The organism is Paraburkholderia sp. C35 (assembly GCF_003121405.1).
Lineage (GTDB): Bacteria > Pseudomonadota > Gammaproteobacteria > Burkholderiales > Burkholderiaceae > Paraburkholderia.
On sequence record NZ_QBUY01000089.1, the window covers coordinates 21,395 to 38,957 of the forward strand.

Genomic DNA, 17,563 nt, shown 5'->3' on the forward strand with positions numbered 1-17,563 from the left:
GTCGTCCCCCTCTGGTTAGTGTTGTGACAGGTCTATTCGGCGTCTTGCAGCGAGCGCCACGCGTGGCCATCGCGCGCCAGCAGTGCGTCGGCTTCCGCCGGACCGCTGCTGCCCGCCGCGTAGCCGTGCACGGGCAACGGGCCGCCCTCCGGATGCAGCACGCCTTCGACTGCGCACCAGCCCGACTCGATGCTGTCGGCGCGCTGAAACAGCGTCTCGTCGCCGAGCATGCAGTCGTACAGCAGCGTTTCGTAGCCGACGTTCGCGTGCTCTTCGAAGAAATCGTTGTAGTTGAATGCGGAGCGCACCGCGCCGATCTGCATCGTCGGACCCGGCACCTTCACATTGAAATCGAAGCGCGTGCCGTGCGCGGGATCGATGCGCAAGGTGAATACGTTCGGTGTCAGCGCTTCGACGGGCGTGTCGCGGAACATCAGAAACGGCACACGCTTCAGCTGCACCGCAATTTCCGTGCGGCGCGTGGTCATGCGCTTGCCCGTGCGCAGATAGAACGGCACACCCGCCCAGCGCCAGTTGTCGATGAACACGCGCGCAGCCGCGTAAGTCTCCGTGATGCTGTCGCGCGCAACGTCGGGTTCCTCGCGATACCCCACGCCCGCACCGCCCTTCTCGTACTGGCCGAACACGACGTCGTCGCGCTTGAGCGGCTCGATGGCGGCGAAGAGTTCGGCCTTCTTGTCGCGCACGGCTTCGGCGTCGAACGAATTGGGCGGTTCCAGCGCGACCATCGCGAGCAACTGGAACAGATGGTTCGGCACCATGTCGCGGAATGCGCCCGTCTGCTCGTAGAACTTGCCGCGCCCTTCCACGCCGAGCGTTTCGGATGCCGTGATCTGCACGCTGTCGATATACTCGCGCCGCCATATTGGCTCGAACATCGCATTGGCGAAACGCACGGCCAGAATGCTTTGTACCGTGTCCTTGCCGAGAAAGTGATCGATACGATAGACCTGCGATTCATCGGCGAATTGCAGAATGTGCGCGGGCAGATCGCGCGCCGACGCGAGGTCCGTGCCAAACGGCTTTTCGATCACGAGACGCCGGAAGTTGCCCTCGCGTTCCTTGTCTTCTTTCAGCAAACCAGCCTTGCCGAGCCGTTCGACAATCGGCCTGAAAAAGCGCGCGCCCACCGCGAGATAGAAGATCGCATTGCCGTGCGAGGTCTTGTCGATACGCTGCTTGAGCGCTTCGAACACATCGTCGGCTTCGAACTCGCCCGCCATGTACTCCATGCGCGATGAGAGCCACTGCCACGCCTTGTCGTCGACCTTGCTTTTCTTGTCGGCGGCGAACTGCTGCAGCGACTGGCCAAGATCGTCGACCCACGCCTTCGTTTCGCGCTCGCCGTGATTCACGCCGATGATCTGCATGCCGTCGTCGAGCAGGCCGTCGACGGTCAGGTTGTAGAGCGACGGCGTCAGCAGCCGCTTGGTCAGATCACCGCCCGCGCCGAAGATCACCAGCGTGCAAGGCGGCGCTGGATGCTTGCCTGCGGGTCCGGCAGCGGCATGCGGTCCTGCGCCAATCTTGCAACTGGCTTGCGGGGTGTTCGATGAAGCGTCGTGAGCGTCATTGGTCATGGCAGTCTTTCCGTCGATGAGCCATACGGGTGGCAATATCTGAAAGACCCGCCGCCACGCCACGAGGTTCAATCGAACCCCGCGCGGGCCGCGAGCGGCGCAGTCAACTTCACGCGATCTACTTCACGGAATCCGCTACGCGCTCGGGTTCCGGCGCTTCTTCGCCCGTGTCAGGCACGACGCCTGAACTCGCCAGCGCACGCGGTTGCAGCAGCAAGGCAACGAGGCCCGTCCAGCCAGTCTGATGCGACGCACCTACGCCGCGGCCATTATCACCGTGAAAGTATTCGTGAAACAGCACGAGATCCTGCGAACGCGGGTCCGCCTGCAACAGCGGATACGCGGCCATCACGGGACGCTCGTTGTTCTTGTCCTTCAGGAACAGGGTGGTCGTGCGCTTCGCGAGTGCATCGGCGATTTCGGACAAGGACAGCTTGTTGCCCGAACCCGTCGGATATTCGACGCGGAAATCATCGCCGTAATAGCGGTGAAACTCGTAGAGCGACTCGATCAGCAGATAGTTGACGGGCATCCACACCGGCCCGCGCCAGTTCGAATTGCCGCCAAACACGCGCGAATCCGATTCGGCAGGCAGATACTTCACGCCGAAGCTCTGGCCATTGTGGTGATAAACATAAGGTTGATCGCGGTGCACACGCGACAGCGCACGCAGACCGTGATCGGACAGGAACTCGGCCTCGTCGAGCGCGCGCTTCAGCAGCGCCTTCATCCGATGCCCGCGCAATAGCGAGAGCAGCAAACTGTTGCCATGACCGGGATCGTTCCAGCGCGACACGAGCTTCGCCAGATCGGGCTTGTTGCGCAGGAACCAGATGAGACGGTCGCGCAAGCCCGGCAGCGAACCATGCAGCCGCTCTTCGAGCACATGCACGGCGATCAGCGGAATCAGGCCGACAATCGAGCGCACGCGCATCGGCACATTGGTGCCGTCGGGCAGACGCAGCTTGTCGTAGAAGAATTCGTCTTCGCTGTCCCACAGGCCGGTTTCACAGTTGTCTTCGCAACTGACGGCCTGCGCGATGTACAGGAAGTGCTCGAAGAACTTCACACCGATATCGACGAATACGTGATTCGCAAACGCCAGTTCGAGCGCGATGCGCATGAGGTCAAGCGCGTAGGCGGCCATCCATGCCGTGCCGTCGGCCTGATCGATATGACCGCCTGTCGGCAGCGGCGACGAACGGTCGAAAATGCCGACGTTATCCAGACCGAGAAAGCCGCCCTGGAAAATATTGCGGCCGTCGGCATCCTTGCGATTCACCCACCACGCGAAGTTCAGCAGCAGCTTGTGAAAGACCAGTTCGAGGAAATCGCGATCCCCCTTGCCCGTCAATGCACGGTCGATTTCATAGACGCGCCACGCGGCCCATGCATGCACGGGCGGATTGGCATCGCCGAACGCCCATTCGTACGCAGGGATCTGCCCGTTCGGATGCATGTAGCGGTCTTTCACGAGCAGCAGTAGCTGACGTTTTGCAAACGCGGGATCGATCAGCGCGAACGCGGCAGCGTGAAACGCGAGATCCCACGATGCGTACCACGGGTACTCCCATTTATCGGGCATCGACACGATGTCGGCATTGCACAAGTGCCGCCAGTCGCGGTTACGGCCCTGCTTGCGCGATGCGGGCGGCGTGGGCTGCAGCGGGTCGCCGTCGAGCCAGCGCTCCACATCGAACTGGTAGTACTGCTTCGACCAGAGCATGCCGGCCAGCGCCTGACGCTGCACGAGACGCTCATCTTCGCCGTCGATTTCGTGCTGCAACGCCGCATAGAAAGCGTCCGCTTCGGCGATGCGCTGCGTGAACAGCTGCTCGACATCGAGTGGCGATTCATCGGCGCAGGACTCGGGACGCCAGCGCAGATAAACGACCGCCGTGCCGTGCGGCGGAAGATTCATCGGCACGTGCGCGCCTGCCTTCGTGCCGGCGTCGCGCCGCACCGCATCGACATCGCCGTGCACGAGGTAATCATTGAAGCCATCCTTGAACGGACCTGGCGCGTCCATGTTGAAATGGCGCCTGACGTTGGTATCGTTCTCGCAGAAGAGCCATTCGAAGACCGTCGTATCGGGCGACCATGCCGTCACGACAATCGGCTCATGACCCGGATGCGTGCCGAGCAGACGCGTGACGCCGTGCACGGTTTCCTTCGTGAGCCGCGGGCGTTCGCCTGTGTCTTTCCACGACCACTTGTTGCGCGCCCAGATTTGCGGCAGCAGATCGAGACTGGCCGACTGGTCCGCGCGGTTCTCGACGGTGACGCGCATCACGATGTCTTCGGGCGAGTTCTTCGCGTATTCGACGGTCACGTCGAAATAGCGCAGATCGTCGAATATGCCCGTATCGAGCACTTCATATTCGGGTAGATCCGCGCCCCGCCGCCCGTTCTCTTCGACGAGATCCTGATACGGAAACGCGCCATGCGGATACTTATAGAGCATCCGCATGTACGAATGCGTCGGCGTGCCGTCGAGATAGAAATACAACTCCTTGACGTCCTCGCCGTGATTGCCTTCCTGGTTGGTCAGACCGAAGAGGCGCTCCTTGAGAATGGGATCGGCGCGATTCCACATCGCCACCGAAACGCACCAGTTCAAGGTGTCGTCGCCGAATCCGCCGATGCCGTCTTCGCCCCAGCGGTAGGCGCGACTGCGCGCGTGATCGTGGGGGAAGTACTCCCAGGCAGTGCCGTTCGGGCTGTAATCCTCGCGCACCGTGCCCCACTGACGCTCGCTCAGATACGGACCCCAGCGCTGCCATCGTGCGCACTCGGTAGAGTGCAGACGGATTCCTTCGACGGTCGCAAGCAGGTTTCCAGCGCGCAGCGGAGGCATGGCAGCGTCCTCGTCTCTCGGGTGACGGTGGGAGTCACATCGTAGCGCGGTTTGGGGCGATCGCGTCGGGGAAGTGGGCAATCCGTGATCGTCGCCTACTGACGCTTGTCTGCGCGCCTCCAGCAGCGCACGGCAAAGGCGAGTATGAGCAACGCGGCCATGTCGATGGCAGCAAGGACAGGCAACGGACTCTGCCATTTATCCATGTTAACAGTGCGTGAGTAGTACGGCGGCCCGTTGCCGTATGCCTCGACCAGATTTGCAATATTAAACGCCACGACAAGCAGTGTGGCCATGCAGATGGCGACAAGCAGCGCAGCACGCACCGTTCGGCTTGTGTTCATTGGGGGTAACGGACGGACAGCGGGATATAACAATCGGGGATGTTTCCGACTGCGGCCTGGAGATCTCGAACAAACGCCTCCATTGCCATATGAAGATTGATGCAGCCAGCGCTTCCTGAGTGCGTGCCGCCGTGAATGAAGAACCCGCCGCGGTCATGGGTTTGTGTCCCGGGAAAGACATGGATAGTAATCCGATGATTACCCCACGCCGAGCGTGGTGCAAGACTGTACCAGCGGTTGGTCCACATCTGCGACGGCTTTATCCAGTATCTGCCCTCGGGAATCGGGCCTTGCTCGGGTTCGCATTGTCGCGCCAAAGAATAGTCAAACGACCCGTTATCGAGTGGACGGCCAGACACGGCAGCATAGACGCGAAAAGGTCCGACGCCTCCCATTGTCAGCCGCCGCCCATCGAATGACAGAGAAAGGGCCGCCGACCGACAGAGCGGAATTTCTGGGACCGCACGTTCCGATGCGTATGAATCGGCCATAGGATCTTTTCACCTGAGAGGTTTTTACGAAGGTTCATGCTGCACATGCAACCCTCGAATCCTAAAAGCGCGCCTTGATCCGATTCAAGCATCCGGAATCGTTTGCTAACGATTTACGTCCGGACAACGTTTATTCATCCAGCAGCCTGCCAATCCTCAACCGTTCACCCAGCGACCACGCCTGGAACGGCGAGCCGCCCGGCGCGTGCGGCGCATCGCCGTCAGCGACTTCGGAGAGGTGATCGAGGCCCGCGTGGTCCAGATGCGCGTCGAGCGGCGCGAGAAAGCGTTCGCGTGCTGCGCTGTGCAGCGCAGCGTCAGGACGCTGCACGCGCAGCCATGCTTCGACGAACGGGCCGAGCAGCCATGGCCACACCGTCCCCTGGTGATACGCGCCGTCACGTTCGAGCGGACCGCCCGCATAGCGGCCGCGATAGGCGGGATCTTCCGGCGACAAGGTGCGCAAGCCCAGTGGCGTCAGCAAATGCGCCTCGACCTGCGCGACCCCCGCGCGCGCGGCGTCGCCTTCGATCAGCGCAAACGGCAAGCCGCCCGCCGCGAAGATCTGGTTGGGCCGGATCGAACGGTCGACGGCACCCGGCACATGATCGACATCGACGTTATCGAACAGCGCGCCCGTTTGCGGATCGACGAAGCGTTGCACGAATGAAGTTGCCACGCGATCGGCGGCTGCGCTCCAGCGCGGATTCCACTGTGCTGCAATGCGCAATGCGTTGAACCACAACGCCTGCACTTCGACCGGCTTGCCGATGCGCGGCGTGACGACCCAGTCGCCGACTTTGGCATCCATCCACGTCAGCTGCACACCAGGCACGCCGGCGCGCAGCAGGCCGTCGTCGTCGGCACGAATGCCGTAGCGCGTGCCTTGCGTGTAGCCCGACAGGATCGTTTCGACGGCTTCATGCAGACGCTCGCGCGTCGCGTCAGATGCGTGCCCGGTCGCCAGATAATCGTGCGCGGCCACCACGAACCATAGCGACGCATCGACCGAGTTGTATTCGGGTTCATCGCCGTAATCGGGAAAGCGGTTCGGACACATCCCCTGCGAGATGGTGCCCGCCCACGCGAGCAGAATAGATTCGGCGTCCGCGATCCTCCCTGTCGCGATCAGCAGACCCCGCATGGCGATGAAGGTGTCGCGGCCCCAATCGGTGAACCACGGAAAGCCCGCGACAATCGTGCGGCCCGCCGCGCGCGCGACGACATAGGCATCGGCGGAACGATGCAAACGTGAGGTGAAGGCAGCACGGCGGTCCATCTCGGTCGCGGCAAGCGCGTTCGCCTGCTGCACCGCACCCGCTGCCGCGCTATTCGAAACACGCGCGCTCAGAATCATCACGGCCGCATCCGAAACGAGATCGAACCGGAAAACACCGGGTGTCGCGAGATCTTCGGTGAAGTCGAGGCCACGCTCACGTTCGCGCACATAGCAGAAGTTGCGATACCAGTCGGGCGCATGCTCATACGCGCCGTTCGTCATCGCGTGAATCACGGGCAGATCGTGATACGGCTGCCATTGCACACATTCAACGTCGATAGACGCTGCGAAATCGAACGCGCCATTCTCGTGATGCAGCCCGTGATAATCGCGGCCCGACAGCAAAGGCCGCACATGCAGCGTGACCGCAGTGTCACGCCGGGCGTCGCCCTCACGCTCGACGCGCCAGCGCAGCACCGTTTCGCACGTTGCCTTCGCAACAAATGCCTCCGCGATCACGCGCGTTTGCGCGTCGATCCGGAACCGCCACGTCGGCCACGGCGCCGTGTCGAAGCCGATCAGACTCGCGGCGATGTCGGGATACACGATATCGGGTGCGTAGCGCTGCATCGACAGCGGATAGCGCTGGCCGTTCATCTCGACCCACGCCTCGATGCCGTTGACGAGCACGATGCGGCCCGCGGGCGCGCGTGTCGCCGTCAGCAGCAACGCGTGATAGCGGCGCGTGCGCAGCATGCCGGCAGTACCCGACGCAAATCCGCCGAAGCCATCGGCTTCGAGCCATTCGCGTTCCAGATGTTCGATATCGAAAGGAGGGTCGACGCGTGTCATCGCTGCTGCCGCCGTGTGCGGGCGGCCCGGATCAGGACAGCCGACAGATTAGCGGCTCGCGCATGAAATGTCTCGCATGCTCAAACGGCCTGCTGCGCAACGGGCCGCTCGCCCGCGCCCGCTACGCGCGAATCGCGCTGGATCGGCAGGACGGCCCACACTTCGAGGCCGCCGCCTTCGCGTGCATGAAATTCCAGCCTGCCGCCATGCAGCCGCGCGATGCGCTCGACAATCGCCAGTCCGAGGCCCGTGCCACCCGATTTTCCGTGTGCATTCTTGCCGCGCTGGAACGGCGCCCTGAGCTGTTCCAGTTCTTCCACGCTCAGACCTTTGCCGCGATCGCCGACGGCCACGTAGATCGCCTGCGCATCGGCCCACGTTCTCACCGCGAGACCCGTTTGCCCGTAGACGACAGCGTTCTGCATCAGGTTCATCACCAGCCGCATCATCGTGATCGGCCGGAACGCGTGCTCGGGCAATTCGTCCAGCTGCAGATCGAACTCGTGCCCAAGCCCGGCAAAATCAGCGGCAAGCTGGCTGATCAGCGCATTCAGATCGCCCGATTGCGGCGTCTCGCGCTCGCCGCTGCCCGCATAGTCCATGAACTGCTGGAGAATCGTGTCGATCTGATCGAGATACGATTCCGCCGCGCTGACGAAGGCCTCGTCGCCATTGGTGTCCTGCGCCATCGCCATCGCAAGACGCAGCTTGGTGAGCGGCGTGCGAATGTCGTGCGAGATGCCGGCCAGCATCATCGCGCGGGTCGCCTCGGCTTGCTGCAAGGCCTGCGTCATCTGGTTGAATGCGCCGCTGACCTGGGCGATTTCCGTCGGGCCATCGACGGGCAATGGCGGCGGCGTCTCGCCCGCGCTGACGTGCCGCGCAGCCTGCGCAAGCTCCCGCAATGGGCGGTTCAGATGCGCCTGCAAGGCAAAGCCGGTCAACGCTGCAAGCGTGGCGAGTCCAAGCGACAGCAGCACCGCCGTCAGCATGCCGCCGCCCTGCGCTTCTTCCGGCACCTGCAAGCCGATCCAGTAAGGCGTGCGCGCGACGTGCATGCGTATCCACATGCGTGGATGCGGCGCGCCTTGCCAGCGCACTTCCGTTCCCGCCGGCAGATAGCGATGCAGCGTGTCGAGAAACGTCGCGAGTTGGTACGTGCGGTAGAACGCGAGCAGACGCACGCGCGGCTCCGACACGGCTTCGGCGGGCGGCTCGCTGCGGGCGTCGAGCCGCGCGACGAGCGTGTCGCGCGCATCTTCGGGCGAGGCCGACAGTGCGTTGTCGAGCGTCTTGATGTACGTGCCGAACACGGCCGCCGCACGTTCGACACGCGGCTTCTGCACGTAATGGATCAGCACGCTCAGCGAAGCAACCTGAGTGAACGCGACCAGCACGATCAGCAGCGCGATATTGCGCGCCAGCACGCTGCGCGGCAGCAGGTGTCGCAGCACGCGCGTGCTCATACGTCGACGTCGGCGACCAGCATATAGCCGACGCCCCACACTGTCTTGATGAAACGCGGCTTCGCCGGATCGTTTTCGATCGCCTGCCGCAGACGCAGAATCTGCACGTCGATACTGCGGTCGAGCGCGTCGTGATCGCGGCCTCTGGCGCGCGCGATCAGATTGTCGCGGCTCACCGCGCGATTGGGCGACGCCGCGAGCGCCGTCAGCAGCAGCATCTGCGCTGAATGCAACTCGAGGAGATCGTCCTGTTTATAGAGGGTCTGCTTGCCGACATCGAGCCGGAAGTCACCGAAGCGCAGCGTTTGCGTCGTTACGGTCGGATCGTTCGAGGCGATTTTCTGGCGGCGCAGCAACGCGTTGATACGCGCCACCAGTTCGCGCGGCAGGAAGGGTTTGGCGAGGTAATCGTCGGCGCCAGTTTCGAGACCGATCACCCGATCGAGCGGATCGCCCTTGGCCGTGAGCATCAGAATGGGCAGCGTATGCCCTTCTGCCCGCAGCTTTGCGCAGATCTGCAGGCCGTCTTCTTCACCAATCATCAGATCGAGCACCAGCAGGTCATACGGCTCGCGCTGCAGATAGCGCTCGAGCCGCTTGCTGTTTTCGACAGCGCGGACTTCGAAGCCATGTCCGCTCAGAAAGCGCTGCAGCATGTTGCGGAGTTCCGCTTCGTCGTCGAGCACGATGATGCGGGCGGGTCGGTCCATGCAAGACTCCTTCGTCACTCATGTTAGCGGCCAGTTGCCACAGTGTAGCCTCATGCCGACCCGTTTTTCCGTCAGTGCGATCCCGCGCGCTGCGCCATGAACTGCTCGATCTGCGCGAGCGTCACAAAGCCCTGCTTCTGCGTGTCGATTTCATTGAAATGCTGCGCGACGCGTGGCATGCCCGACTGCGCCTGAGCGAGCGTCAGCTTGCCATCATGCGTGGTGTTGGCGGCAGCGAAGCGTTCCTGCAACTGCTGCATCATGCGCTCCATGCGCGGCGAGCCGGCCGTCGGCTGCGGCGCGGTTTGCGCCATCACGCCCGTCGATGCAATGCACAAAGCCAGAATAGCGATCCACTTCTTCATGTTCCATCTCCATCATCGTTTCGTTCAACTTCTTCGCTACGTCGTGTTGCGATTCGTCGTTGGCGAAGCGAATTCTGGTAGTCCGGCGCATGCAAATCAATTTCAAACTTATGTCGGGATATGTCATGCAGGCGCGGCGTATTTCGCAGTGAACGCTACAAACATGAGCGTGCTTTTTCCGACATCGAATGAAATAAGTCATCGCTGCCCATGAGCCGATGCGTTGCGTATCGTTTGCACGTCGGCAGCAACGTCCTGCTGCCGTCTGCTTCGGGAGTTTCATGTGACTATTCGCTCAGCCTGTACGTCCGCGATCGCCGCCATGGGTATCGCCTGTTCGACGAGCGCCTTTGCCGGCACCGTCTTCATTCATGCGGCCTACGTGCCCGCCGCCGTTTATGCGCCTGCCCGCACGCTCTATTACGTGCCGCCGCAACCGCCTGTCGTCGTACCCATCGTGCCGGTCGCGCCGGTGGTGCCGTATGTTGCCGTCGTGCCGCCACCCATGCCTGCAAAAGCCCTGCCGTATGGGACGATTGCCGTGCCCGTCGTCGTCGTGCGCTGACGTGACCACGGAACGCGGCCATCACAGGGAATCGCACCTTGATCTTTACGGAGGCGAAGCCAACAATAAAAGCCTCTGTTGCCGTCGACCTGTATCGCGGAGGGCCACATGCCAGACATCGACAAGGTCAAGGTCATCGCCGTGCTGAACCAGATTCTCGAATCCGAGCTGGCAGGCGTGGTCCGTTACACGCACTACTCTTTTCTCGTGTTCGGCTTCGGCCGCATTCCCATCGTGTCGTGGCTGCGCCAGCAGGCCGACGAATCATTGCTGCACGCGCATCAGGCAGGCGAATGGATCACCACGCTCGGCGAGTATCCATCGCTTGGCATCGGGCCTTTGCTCGACTCGCATACGACCGATATCGCGTCCATCCTGCACGAGTCGCTGACAGCGGAAGAAGTCGCGCTGGGGCTGTATCGCGATCTGCTCGACCTCACGAAAGACCGCTCGGTCGCACTCGAAGAATATGCGCGGCAGATGATTGCCGTCGAAGAGATGCACGCAGGCGAAGTCGACAAGATGCTGCGCAAGCCCGGCACGGTGGCCACATCGGGCGAGCGTGGCGGGTCGCATTGAGTCGCCTTGCGCTGCTATCGATGAGTGAGGGTGCGATCGTCAATAAGGCGTAGCACCCTCAATTGTCAAATCATCGTTCTGAGCGGCATTAGATCGCTCACCGAACAGTTCATCTATCTCCCGCTACTGTCGCTGCATATCTTTGCGCACGTTCTGCATTTAACGTTTACGCGCCGCAAACCCTCTCTATTCCCCTAAAGCTTCTGCAAGCATGATCGCATTGGCGATGACCCATGCTAGGCTATGCGCGGCATCAGGCTGTTGAATTCTGCATTCGTTGTTTCGTTCGTAGTCCGCGCAGGTATGACAAGGTGGATAGATGACCGATGACGTCACCGGCAGTTTCAGTCGCAGTCGTTTGCATAGACTTTCATGCTTGGCCTTGCGCCGTTCTTCGCGTTGCGAATCCGGCGTACTCCGTACTTCTGGTGTTTCCAACGTTTCGATTGCGGCGGCCTTCGCCATTCTCAGTGCCGCGTTGCTGCCACTGTCGGGTTGCATGGTCGGCCCCGATTACCGCACGCCTGCTCCGCCCGACACGAACGCCTACACACCTAAGCCTTTGCCGGAGCAAACGGCATCGTCGCCAGGCGCATCGGGCGTGCCTCAGCAGTTCGTGGCGGCACAGGACATTCCCGCGCAATGGTGGACGCTATTCCATTGCGAGCCGCTCGATGCACTGATCCGCGAAGCGCTCGCCAACAGTCCCAACATTGCCGCAGCGCAGGCGGCGTTGAGACAGGCCAGCGAAAACTACCGCGCGCAAGTGGGCGGCCTGCTCTATCCATCCGTCGATGCCCAACTCAATGCGACACGCGAGAAGTTCAATGGCGTGACATTCGGTCAGCCAGGGCTGACGGAAGAACTGAACCTGTATAACGCGTCGGTGAATGTGTCGTACAACCTCGATGTGTTCGGCGGCTCGCGGCGCGAACTCGAAGCGCTGCACACGCAGATCGATTACCAGAGCTATCAGTTGCAGGCGGCCTATCTCGCGCTGTCGGCGAACATCGTCACCGCGGCCGTGAAGGAAGCCTCGTTGCGCGAGCAGATCGACGCGACTGAACGCATCGCCGCCGATGAAGATGCGCAACTCGGCGTGTTGCGCAAGCAGTTCGATCTTGGCGGCGTGGGCCGCACTGCCGTGCTCTCGCAGGAAACCCTGCTCGCGCAGACGCGCGCCACGCTGCCGCCGCTGCGCCAGTCGCTCGATCAGACGCGGCATCAGCTTGCCGTGCTGGCAGGCAAACCGCCGAGCGATGCGGGCGTGCCCGAATTCAGGCTCGCGATGTTCACGCTGCCGCAAAGCCTGCCCGTGAGTTTGCCTTCGTCGCTTGTCAGGCAACGGCCCGACATACTTGCCGCCGACGCTACCTTGCATCAGGCGAGCGCCCAGGTCGGCGTGGCGACGGCGAACCTGTATCCGCAGATCAAGCTGTCCGCGAGCTATGGCACGCAGGCGCTCACGCCGGCTGGCCTGTTCAAATCGGCGGACACGATCTGGAGCATCGGCGCAGGCATCGTGCAGCCGCTCTTTCATGGCGGCCAGCTGACGGCGCAGAAACGCGCCGCAGAAGCCGCATTCGATCAGGCCAACGCGCAATACCGGCAGACCGTGTTGCTCGCATTCCAGAACGTCGCCGATACCTTGCGCGCACTCGAACACGATGCAACCGGGCTTGCTGCGCAAACGGACGCGTGGCGCTCGGCGAGTGCATCGCTCGATCTGACGCGCGGGCAGTTTCGTGTCGGCGGCGTGAGCTATCTGGCCCTGCTCGATGCGCAGCGGCAATACCAGCAGACCGTCGTGAATCTCGCGCAGGCGCAGGCCGCACGCTATGCGGATACGGCTGCGCTGTTCCAGGCGCTCGGCGGCGGCTGGTGGAACGATGCGGCCACGAGTCAGGCTAACGAGACCACGCCCGCTGCCACGCCACATTGATTGCTTCGATAGCGAACGCGCGTCGCATGCGATGAGGCCGCTGCGCGCGCCGGACGCATGTCGCGCCTCACCAGTTTGCCGTGCAAGGACACGACGATGACGACGAAAAGACCGATGACAAAACGGATGATCATCATGCTGATCTGCGTGGGCGTTCTGCTCGCTGCGCTGGTCGGCTTCAACCTGTTCAAGGCGCACATGATCAAGCAGTTCATGGCGAGCAACGCGACGCCCGCTGCGACCGTAACGGCTGCTGTCGCGCAATATCAGACGTGGCAGCCGCAGCTATCGGCTGTCGGCAGTTTGCGTGCGGTGCGCGGCGTGGACGTGACGACGGAAGTGCCAGGCCTCGTGCGCGAGATTCCGTTCAGTTCGGGCCAGGAAGTCAAAGCGGGTCAGGTGCTGGTGCGCCTGAACGACGATTCCGATCGCGCGCTGCTCGCGTCACTGCAAGCGGCGGCAGAACTCGCACAGACGGTCTACAAGCGCGACAAGGCGCAGTACGACATTCAGGCCATCGCCAAGGCGCAACTCGATGCCGATGCTGCCGACCTCAAAAGCAAACGCGCGCAGGTGGATCAGCAGGCTGCGCTCGTCGAGAAGAAAACCATCCGCGCGCCGTTCGCGGGACGCGTGGGTATCACTACCGTCAATCCTGGCCAGTACATCAATCCGGGCGATGCGATCGTCACGCTGCAGGCCATCGATCCCATTTACGCCGACTTCTATCTGCCGCAGCAGCAGCTTGGGCAATTGCAGGTGGGACAGACGATCGTCGTCGATACGAATGCCTACGCGAGCCGCACGTTCGACGGCAAGATCCGCTCGATCAACCCGCGCGTGGACAACACCACGCGCAACGTGCAGATCGAAGCGACTGTCGATAACCGCGAGCGCAAGCTGCTACCCGGCATGTACGCCAACGTGAAGATCGACGCGGGCAACGAAGAGCGCTATCTGACGCTGCCGCAAACGGCGATTACCTACAACCCGTACGGTGCGACGGTTTTCGTCGTCAAGCCGGGCGAGCATAAGGATGCACAAGGCAAGATCATGCCCATCGCGCAACAGGTGTTCGTCACGCCGGGGCCGACGCGTGGCGATCAGGTGGCGATCCTCAAGGGTATTGGCGAAGGTGCGCAAGTGGTGACGAGCGGACAACTGAAGCTGAAGAACGGCACGCCGCTCGTCATCGACAACCGCGTGCAACCCGCCGACAGTCCTAATCCGACGCCTCAGGAACAATAAGAGGCCGCCCGATGAAATTCACCGATATCTTTATCGAACGGCCCGTGCTCGCATGTGTCGTGAGCCTGCTGATTCTCGTACTCGGCGCACGCGCACTGTCGACGCTGAAGGTCAGCGAATATCCGCAAACCGAAAACGGCGTCGTGACGATCACGACAGCCTATTACGGCGCCAGCGCCGACACGATGGCGGGTTTTATCACGCAGCCGCTTGAATCGGCGATTGCGCAGGCGCAGGGCATCGACTACATGTCGTCGACGAGTACGACGGGCGTCTCGACCATCACGGCGACGCTGCGTTTGAACTACGACTCGAACCGCGCGCTGACGGAAATCAACACGCAGATCGCATCGGTGCGCAACCAGTTGCCGCCGCAGGCGCAGCAGCCGGTGCTGACCGTGCAGACGGGGCAAACCACAGACGCCATGTACATGGGCTTCTACAGCGACGTGCTGCCGAGCAACAACGTCACTGACTATCTGCTGCGTGTGGTGAAGCCAAAGCTCGATTCGGTGCAAGGCGTGCAAACGGCGGAAATTCTCGGCGGCCGTCAATTCGCGCTGCGCGCATGGCTTGATTCGGCGAAGCTCGCCGCGCATAACGTCACGGCTTCCGATGTGTTCACTGCGCTCGGCAGCAACAACTATCTCGCGACACTCGGCACCACCAAAGGCCAGATGGTCAGCGTCGATCTGAATGCGGGCACCGACCTGCATTCCGTCGACGATTTCCGCAAGCTGGTCGTCAAGCAGAAGAACGGCGCGATCGTGCGACTCGAAGATGTCGGCAACGTCGTGCTCGGTGCGGACAGCTATGACTTCAACGTCGCGTTCAGCGGCAAGCGTTCGGTGTTCATCGGTATCAAGGTGGCGCCCGATGCGAACGTGCTCGATGTCGCGAAGCGCGTGAAGGCAATCTTCCCCGAACTGCAAAAGCAGTTCCCGACGGGCATGACAGGCGACATCGTCTACGACGCGACGGACTTCATCAACACGGCAATCGAAGAAGTGGTGAAGACGCTGGTCGAAGCGCTGCTGATCGTCACGGTGGTGATCTTTCTGTTTCTCGGCAGCTTCCGCGCGGTGATCGTGCCCGTGATCGCGATGCCGCTTTCGCTGATCGGCACGTTCTTCGTGATGCAGTTGCTTGGCTACTCGATCAACCTGCTGACCTTGCTGGCGCTCGTGCTCGCGATTGGCCTCGTGGTCGACGATGCCATTATCGTGGTCGAGAACGTCGACCGGCACATGAAGGAAGAAGGCAAGCCGCCCTTCGAAGCCGCGCTGATCGCCGCGCGCGAACTGGGCGGACCGATTCTGGCGATGACGGTCGTGCTGATCGCCGTGTATCTGCCGATTGGTTTTCAGGGCGGCCTGACGGGCGCGCTCTTCACTGAGTTCGCATTTACGCTGGCGGGTGCCGTGGCCGTATCGGGCGTAATCGCGTTGAGTCTATCGCCGATGATGTGCTCACGCTTTTTCCGCGCCGATCAGGAGTCGGGGCGTTTTGCGCGCTTCATCGACCGGCAATTCGAACGTGTGCATCATGGCTATGCACGGCTATTGCACTCGATGCTCGATACGTGGCCCGTCTTCATCGTAATGGGTGGGTTGCTGTTGTGCGGCACGGTGTATCTGTTCATGACTTCGCAATCGGAGCTGGCGCCGCAGGAAGATCAGGGCATCGTGCTGTCGCAGATCCAGGGGCCGCCTAACGCGACGATCCAGCAGATGCAGACTTACGCGGATCAGGTGTTCGACATCTCGAAGGGCATGCCTGAGTACTCGCAGATGTTCCAGCTGACGGGTGCGCCGACCTTGAATCAGGGCATAGGCGGCGTGCTGTTCAAGACATGGGACAAGCGCAAGAAGAACGCCACGCAGTTGCAGCAGGAATTGCAGGCCAAATGGAACGGCATTGCGGGCGCGCGCGTGGCGGCGTTCCAGTTTCCGCCGTTGCCGGGTGCGCAGGGCTTGCCGGTGCAATTCGTGATCAGCACGACGGAGCCGTTCGAGAACCTGAATGAAGTGTCGCAGGCAGTGCTGCAGAAAGCGCGCGAAAGCGGCATGTTCTTTTTCGTCGATAGCGATCTGAAGATCGACAAGCCGGAGAGTGTGCTGGTAGTGGATCGCGACAAGGTGGCTTCGCTGGGGCTGTCGCAAAGCGATGTCGGGCAGACGTTGGGCGCGGCGCTCGGCGGCAATTACGTGAATTACTTTTCGATTGCGGGGCGCTCTTACAAGGTCATACCGCAGGTGTTGCAGACTGACCGGCTGAATCCGTCGCAGGTGCTCGACTATTATTTGCGCACGCCGGATGGCAGTGTGATTCCGGCTTCGACTGTCACGCATCTAAAGCAGAACGTCGTGCCTGAATCGATCAATCATTTTCAGCAATTGAACTCGGCGACGATTTCAGGCGTGGTGGCGCCGGGCATTTCACAGGGAGAGGTGCTCGATTTCTTGCGCAAGGCTACGACGGATGCCGCGCCTGCCGGATATAGCGCGGATTATTCGGGCTTGTCGCGACAGTTCGTGCAGGAGTCGGGCGGCTTTGTGATTACGCTGATGTTCGCCACGATCATCGTGTTTCTGGCGCTTGCTGCGCAGTTCGAGAGCTTTCGTGATCCGGTTGTGATTCTGGTTTCTGTGCCGATGGCTTTGTTTGGGGCGTTGATCTTTATTAATGTCGGGTTGTCGACGCTCAATATTTATACGCAGGTGGGGCTGGTTACGCTTATGGGGCTTGTTAGCAAGCATGGCATTTTGATTGTGCAGTTTGCTAACGAGTTGCAGAGGGCTGGGCAGGCGAAACGCGATGCGCTTGAGCAGGCGGCGGCTGTGCGGTTGCGGCCTATTCTCATGACGACGGCGGCGATGGTGCTCGGGGTTCTGCCGCTGGTGATCGCCTCAGGTGCCGGCGCGGCTGGGCGCAATGCCATGGGGTTGGTGATTTTTACCGGGCTTTCTATTGGCACGCTGTTCACTTTGTTTGTTGTGCCGGCGATGTATATGTTTTTGGCTGCGGATCAGCATAAGGATCGGGGTTTGGCGGCGGAGGTGTGAGGGGGTTTTTTGTCTGCGACGCTGTTGGTTTGGTTTGCTGTTGGTTTGGTTTGCTTTTGCCTTTGCTGGCATCCGCGTTTTGGTGTCGGTGCTTCATGCGTCGCCCCTGTGCGGGGCAGCACCTACTTTTCTTTGCCGCCGCAAAGAAAAGTAGGGGCGGTTTCAAGATACAAGTGCAACAGGTCCGATTAGGATATGTTGCATGGGAAAGAACTACGAACAGTTGAGCGCCGAAGAGCGCGGTGTGATATTTGCAATG

At 61.5% G+C, this 17,563-nt stretch carries 14 protein-coding genes; 5 read left to right on the plus strand and 9 right to left on the minus strand.

Features of this window, described 5'->3' with window-relative positions; translation table 11 throughout:
* Positions 1–32: 32 nt before the first annotated feature.
* From zwf to DK391_RS33695, 8 genes are all read right to left on the minus strand, one after another.
* The gene (gene zwf / locus DK391_RS33660; protein WP_109482327.1) at positions 33–1,601 is read right to left on the minus strand and encodes a glucose-6-phosphate dehydrogenase; all 1,569 of its coding nucleotides are present in this window, start codon (positions 1,599–1,601) and stop codon (positions 33–35) included.
* Positions 1,602–1,719: 118 nt separating this feature from the next.
* Positions 1,720–4,458 (minus strand): glucosidase, encoded by a 2,739-nt coding sequence (locus tag DK391_RS33665; protein WP_109482328.1) that lies wholly within the window; start codon positions 4,456–4,458, stop codon positions 1,720–1,722.
* 95 nt (positions 4,459–4,553) lie between these two features.
* On the minus strand, positions 4,554–4,802 hold the full coding sequence (locus DK391_RS33670; protein ID WP_109482329.1) for a hypothetical protein: 249 nt from the start codon (positions 4,800–4,802) through the stop codon (positions 4,554–4,556).
* Positions 4,799–5,293: a tlde1 domain-containing protein gene (locus tag DK391_RS33675; protein WP_109482330.1), complete on the minus strand. Its 495-nt coding sequence runs from the start codon at positions 5,291–5,293 to the stop codon at positions 4,799–4,801. The genes DK391_RS33670 and DK391_RS33675 overlap by 4 nt, the downstream gene beginning before the upstream one ends.
* 130 nt (positions 5,294–5,423) lie before the next feature.
* Entirely contained in the window at positions 5,424–7,364 is a 1,941-nt protein-coding gene (locus DK391_RS33680) for an amylo-alpha-1,6-glucosidase (RefSeq protein WP_109482331.1), read from the minus strand.
* An 80-nt stretch (positions 7,365–7,444) separates the two neighbouring features.
* Positions 7,445–8,830, minus strand: a complete 1,386-nt coding sequence (locus DK391_RS33685; protein WP_109482332.1) for an ATP-binding protein — start codon at positions 8,828–8,830, stop codon at positions 7,445–7,447.
* The gene (locus DK391_RS33690; protein ID WP_109482333.1) at positions 8,827–9,540 is read right to left on the minus strand and encodes a response regulator; all 714 of its coding nucleotides are present in this window, start codon (positions 9,538–9,540) and stop codon (positions 8,827–8,829) included. The genes DK391_RS33685 and DK391_RS33690 overlap by 4 nt, the downstream gene beginning before the upstream one ends.
* A gap of 71 nt (positions 9,541–9,611) precedes the next feature.
* Complete coding sequence (locus DK391_RS33695) at positions 9,612–9,905, minus strand: hypothetical protein (protein ID WP_109482334.1); 294 nt, start codon at positions 9,903–9,905, stop codon at positions 9,612–9,614.
* Between the two features lie 283 nt (positions 9,906–10,188).
* Here DK391_RS33695 and DK391_RS33700 point away from each other — a divergent pair, with 283 nt between their 5' ends.
* Both DK391_RS33700 and DK391_RS33705 read left to right on the plus strand, forming a co-directional pair.
* Positions 10,189–10,470, plus strand: a complete 282-nt coding sequence (locus DK391_RS33700) for a hypothetical protein (protein WP_109482335.1) — start codon at positions 10,189–10,191, stop codon at positions 10,468–10,470.
* A gap of 108 nt (positions 10,471–10,578) precedes the next feature.
* On the plus strand, positions 10,579–11,049 hold the full coding sequence (locus DK391_RS33705) for a ferritin-like domain-containing protein (protein ID WP_109482336.1): 471 nt from the start codon (positions 10,579–10,581) through the stop codon (positions 11,047–11,049).
* 186 nt (positions 11,050–11,235) lie between these two features.
* On the opposite strand, the gene DK391_RS45455 is transcribed toward DK391_RS33705, so the two are convergent.
* Positions 11,236–11,550 (minus strand): hypothetical protein, encoded by a 315-nt coding sequence (locus tag DK391_RS45455; protein ID WP_239483030.1) that lies wholly within the window; start codon positions 11,548–11,550, stop codon positions 11,236–11,238.
* On the opposite strand from DK391_RS45455, the gene DK391_RS33710 reads away from it, so the two are divergent.
* From DK391_RS33710 to DK391_RS33720, 3 genes are all read left to right on the plus strand, one after another.
* A complete protein-coding gene (locus DK391_RS33710) occupies positions 11,549–12,991 on the plus strand; it encodes an efflux transporter outer membrane subunit (protein WP_239483031.1) in 1,443 nt (480 codons plus the stop codon). The two genes, DK391_RS45455 and DK391_RS33710, sit on opposite strands and share 2 nt — an antisense overlap.
* Before the next feature lie 96 nt (positions 12,992–13,087).
* Positions 13,088–14,239: an efflux RND transporter periplasmic adaptor subunit gene (locus DK391_RS33715; RefSeq protein WP_109482340.1), complete on the plus strand. Its 1,152-nt coding sequence runs from the start codon at positions 13,088–13,090 to the stop codon at positions 14,237–14,239.
* A gap of 11 nt (positions 14,240–14,250) precedes the next feature.
* The gene (locus tag DK391_RS33720) at positions 14,251–17,304 is read left to right on the plus strand and encodes an efflux RND transporter permease subunit (protein WP_109482337.1); all 3,054 of its coding nucleotides are present in this window, start codon (positions 14,251–14,253) and stop codon (positions 17,302–17,304) included.
* The last annotated feature ends 259 nt before the right edge of the window (positions 17,305–17,563 follow it).

What these genes read in the sequence shown, in the direction of transcription:
- zwf (WP_109482327.1), bottom strand. Translation starts at nt 1,601, where the DNA reads ATGACCAATGACGCTCACGACGCTTCATCGAACACCCCGCAAGCCAGT.
- DK391_RS33665 (WP_109482328.1), bottom strand. Translation starts at nt 4,458, where the DNA reads ATGCCTCCGCTGCGCGCTGGAAACCTGCTTGCGACCGTCGAAGGAATC.
- DK391_RS33670 (WP_109482329.1), bottom strand. Translation starts at nt 4,802, where the DNA reads ATGAACACAAGCCGAACGGTGCGTGCTGCGCTGCTTGTCGCCATCTGC.
- DK391_RS33675 (WP_109482330.1), bottom strand. Translation starts at nt 5,293, where the DNA reads ATGGCCGATTCATACGCATCGGAACGTGCGGTCCCAGAAATTCCGCTC.
- DK391_RS33680 (WP_109482331.1), bottom strand. Translation starts at nt 7,364, where the DNA reads ATGACACGCGTCGACCCTCCTTTCGATATCGAACATCTGGAACGCGAA.
- DK391_RS33685 (WP_109482332.1), bottom strand. Translation starts at nt 8,830, where the DNA reads ATGAGCACGCGCGTGCTGCGACACCTGCTGCCGCGCAGCGTGCTGGCG.
- DK391_RS33690 (WP_109482333.1), bottom strand. Translation starts at nt 9,540, where the DNA reads ATGGACCGACCCGCCCGCATCATCGTGCTCGACGACGAAGCGGAACTC.
- DK391_RS33695 (WP_109482334.1), bottom strand. Translation starts at nt 9,905, where the DNA reads ATGAAGAAGTGGATCGCTATTCTGGCTTTGTGCATTGCATCGACGGGC.
- DK391_RS33705 (WP_109482336.1), top strand. Translation starts at nt 10,579, where the DNA reads ATGCCAGACATCGACAAGGTCAAGGTCATCGCCGTGCTGAACCAGATT.
- DK391_RS33710 (WP_239483031.1), top strand. Translation starts at nt 11,549, where the DNA reads ATGGTCGGCCCCGATTACCGCACGCCTGCTCCGCCCGACACGAACGCC.
- DK391_RS45455 (WP_239483030.1), bottom strand. Translation starts at nt 11,550, where the DNA reads ATGCAACCCGACAGTGGCAGCAACGCGGCACTGAGAATGGCGAAGGCC.
- DK391_RS33715 (WP_109482340.1), top strand. Translation starts at nt 13,088, where the DNA reads ATGACGACGAAAAGACCGATGACAAAACGGATGATCATCATGCTGATC.
- DK391_RS33720 (WP_109482337.1), top strand. Translation starts at nt 14,251, where the DNA reads ATGAAATTCACCGATATCTTTATCGAACGGCCCGTGCTCGCATGTGTC.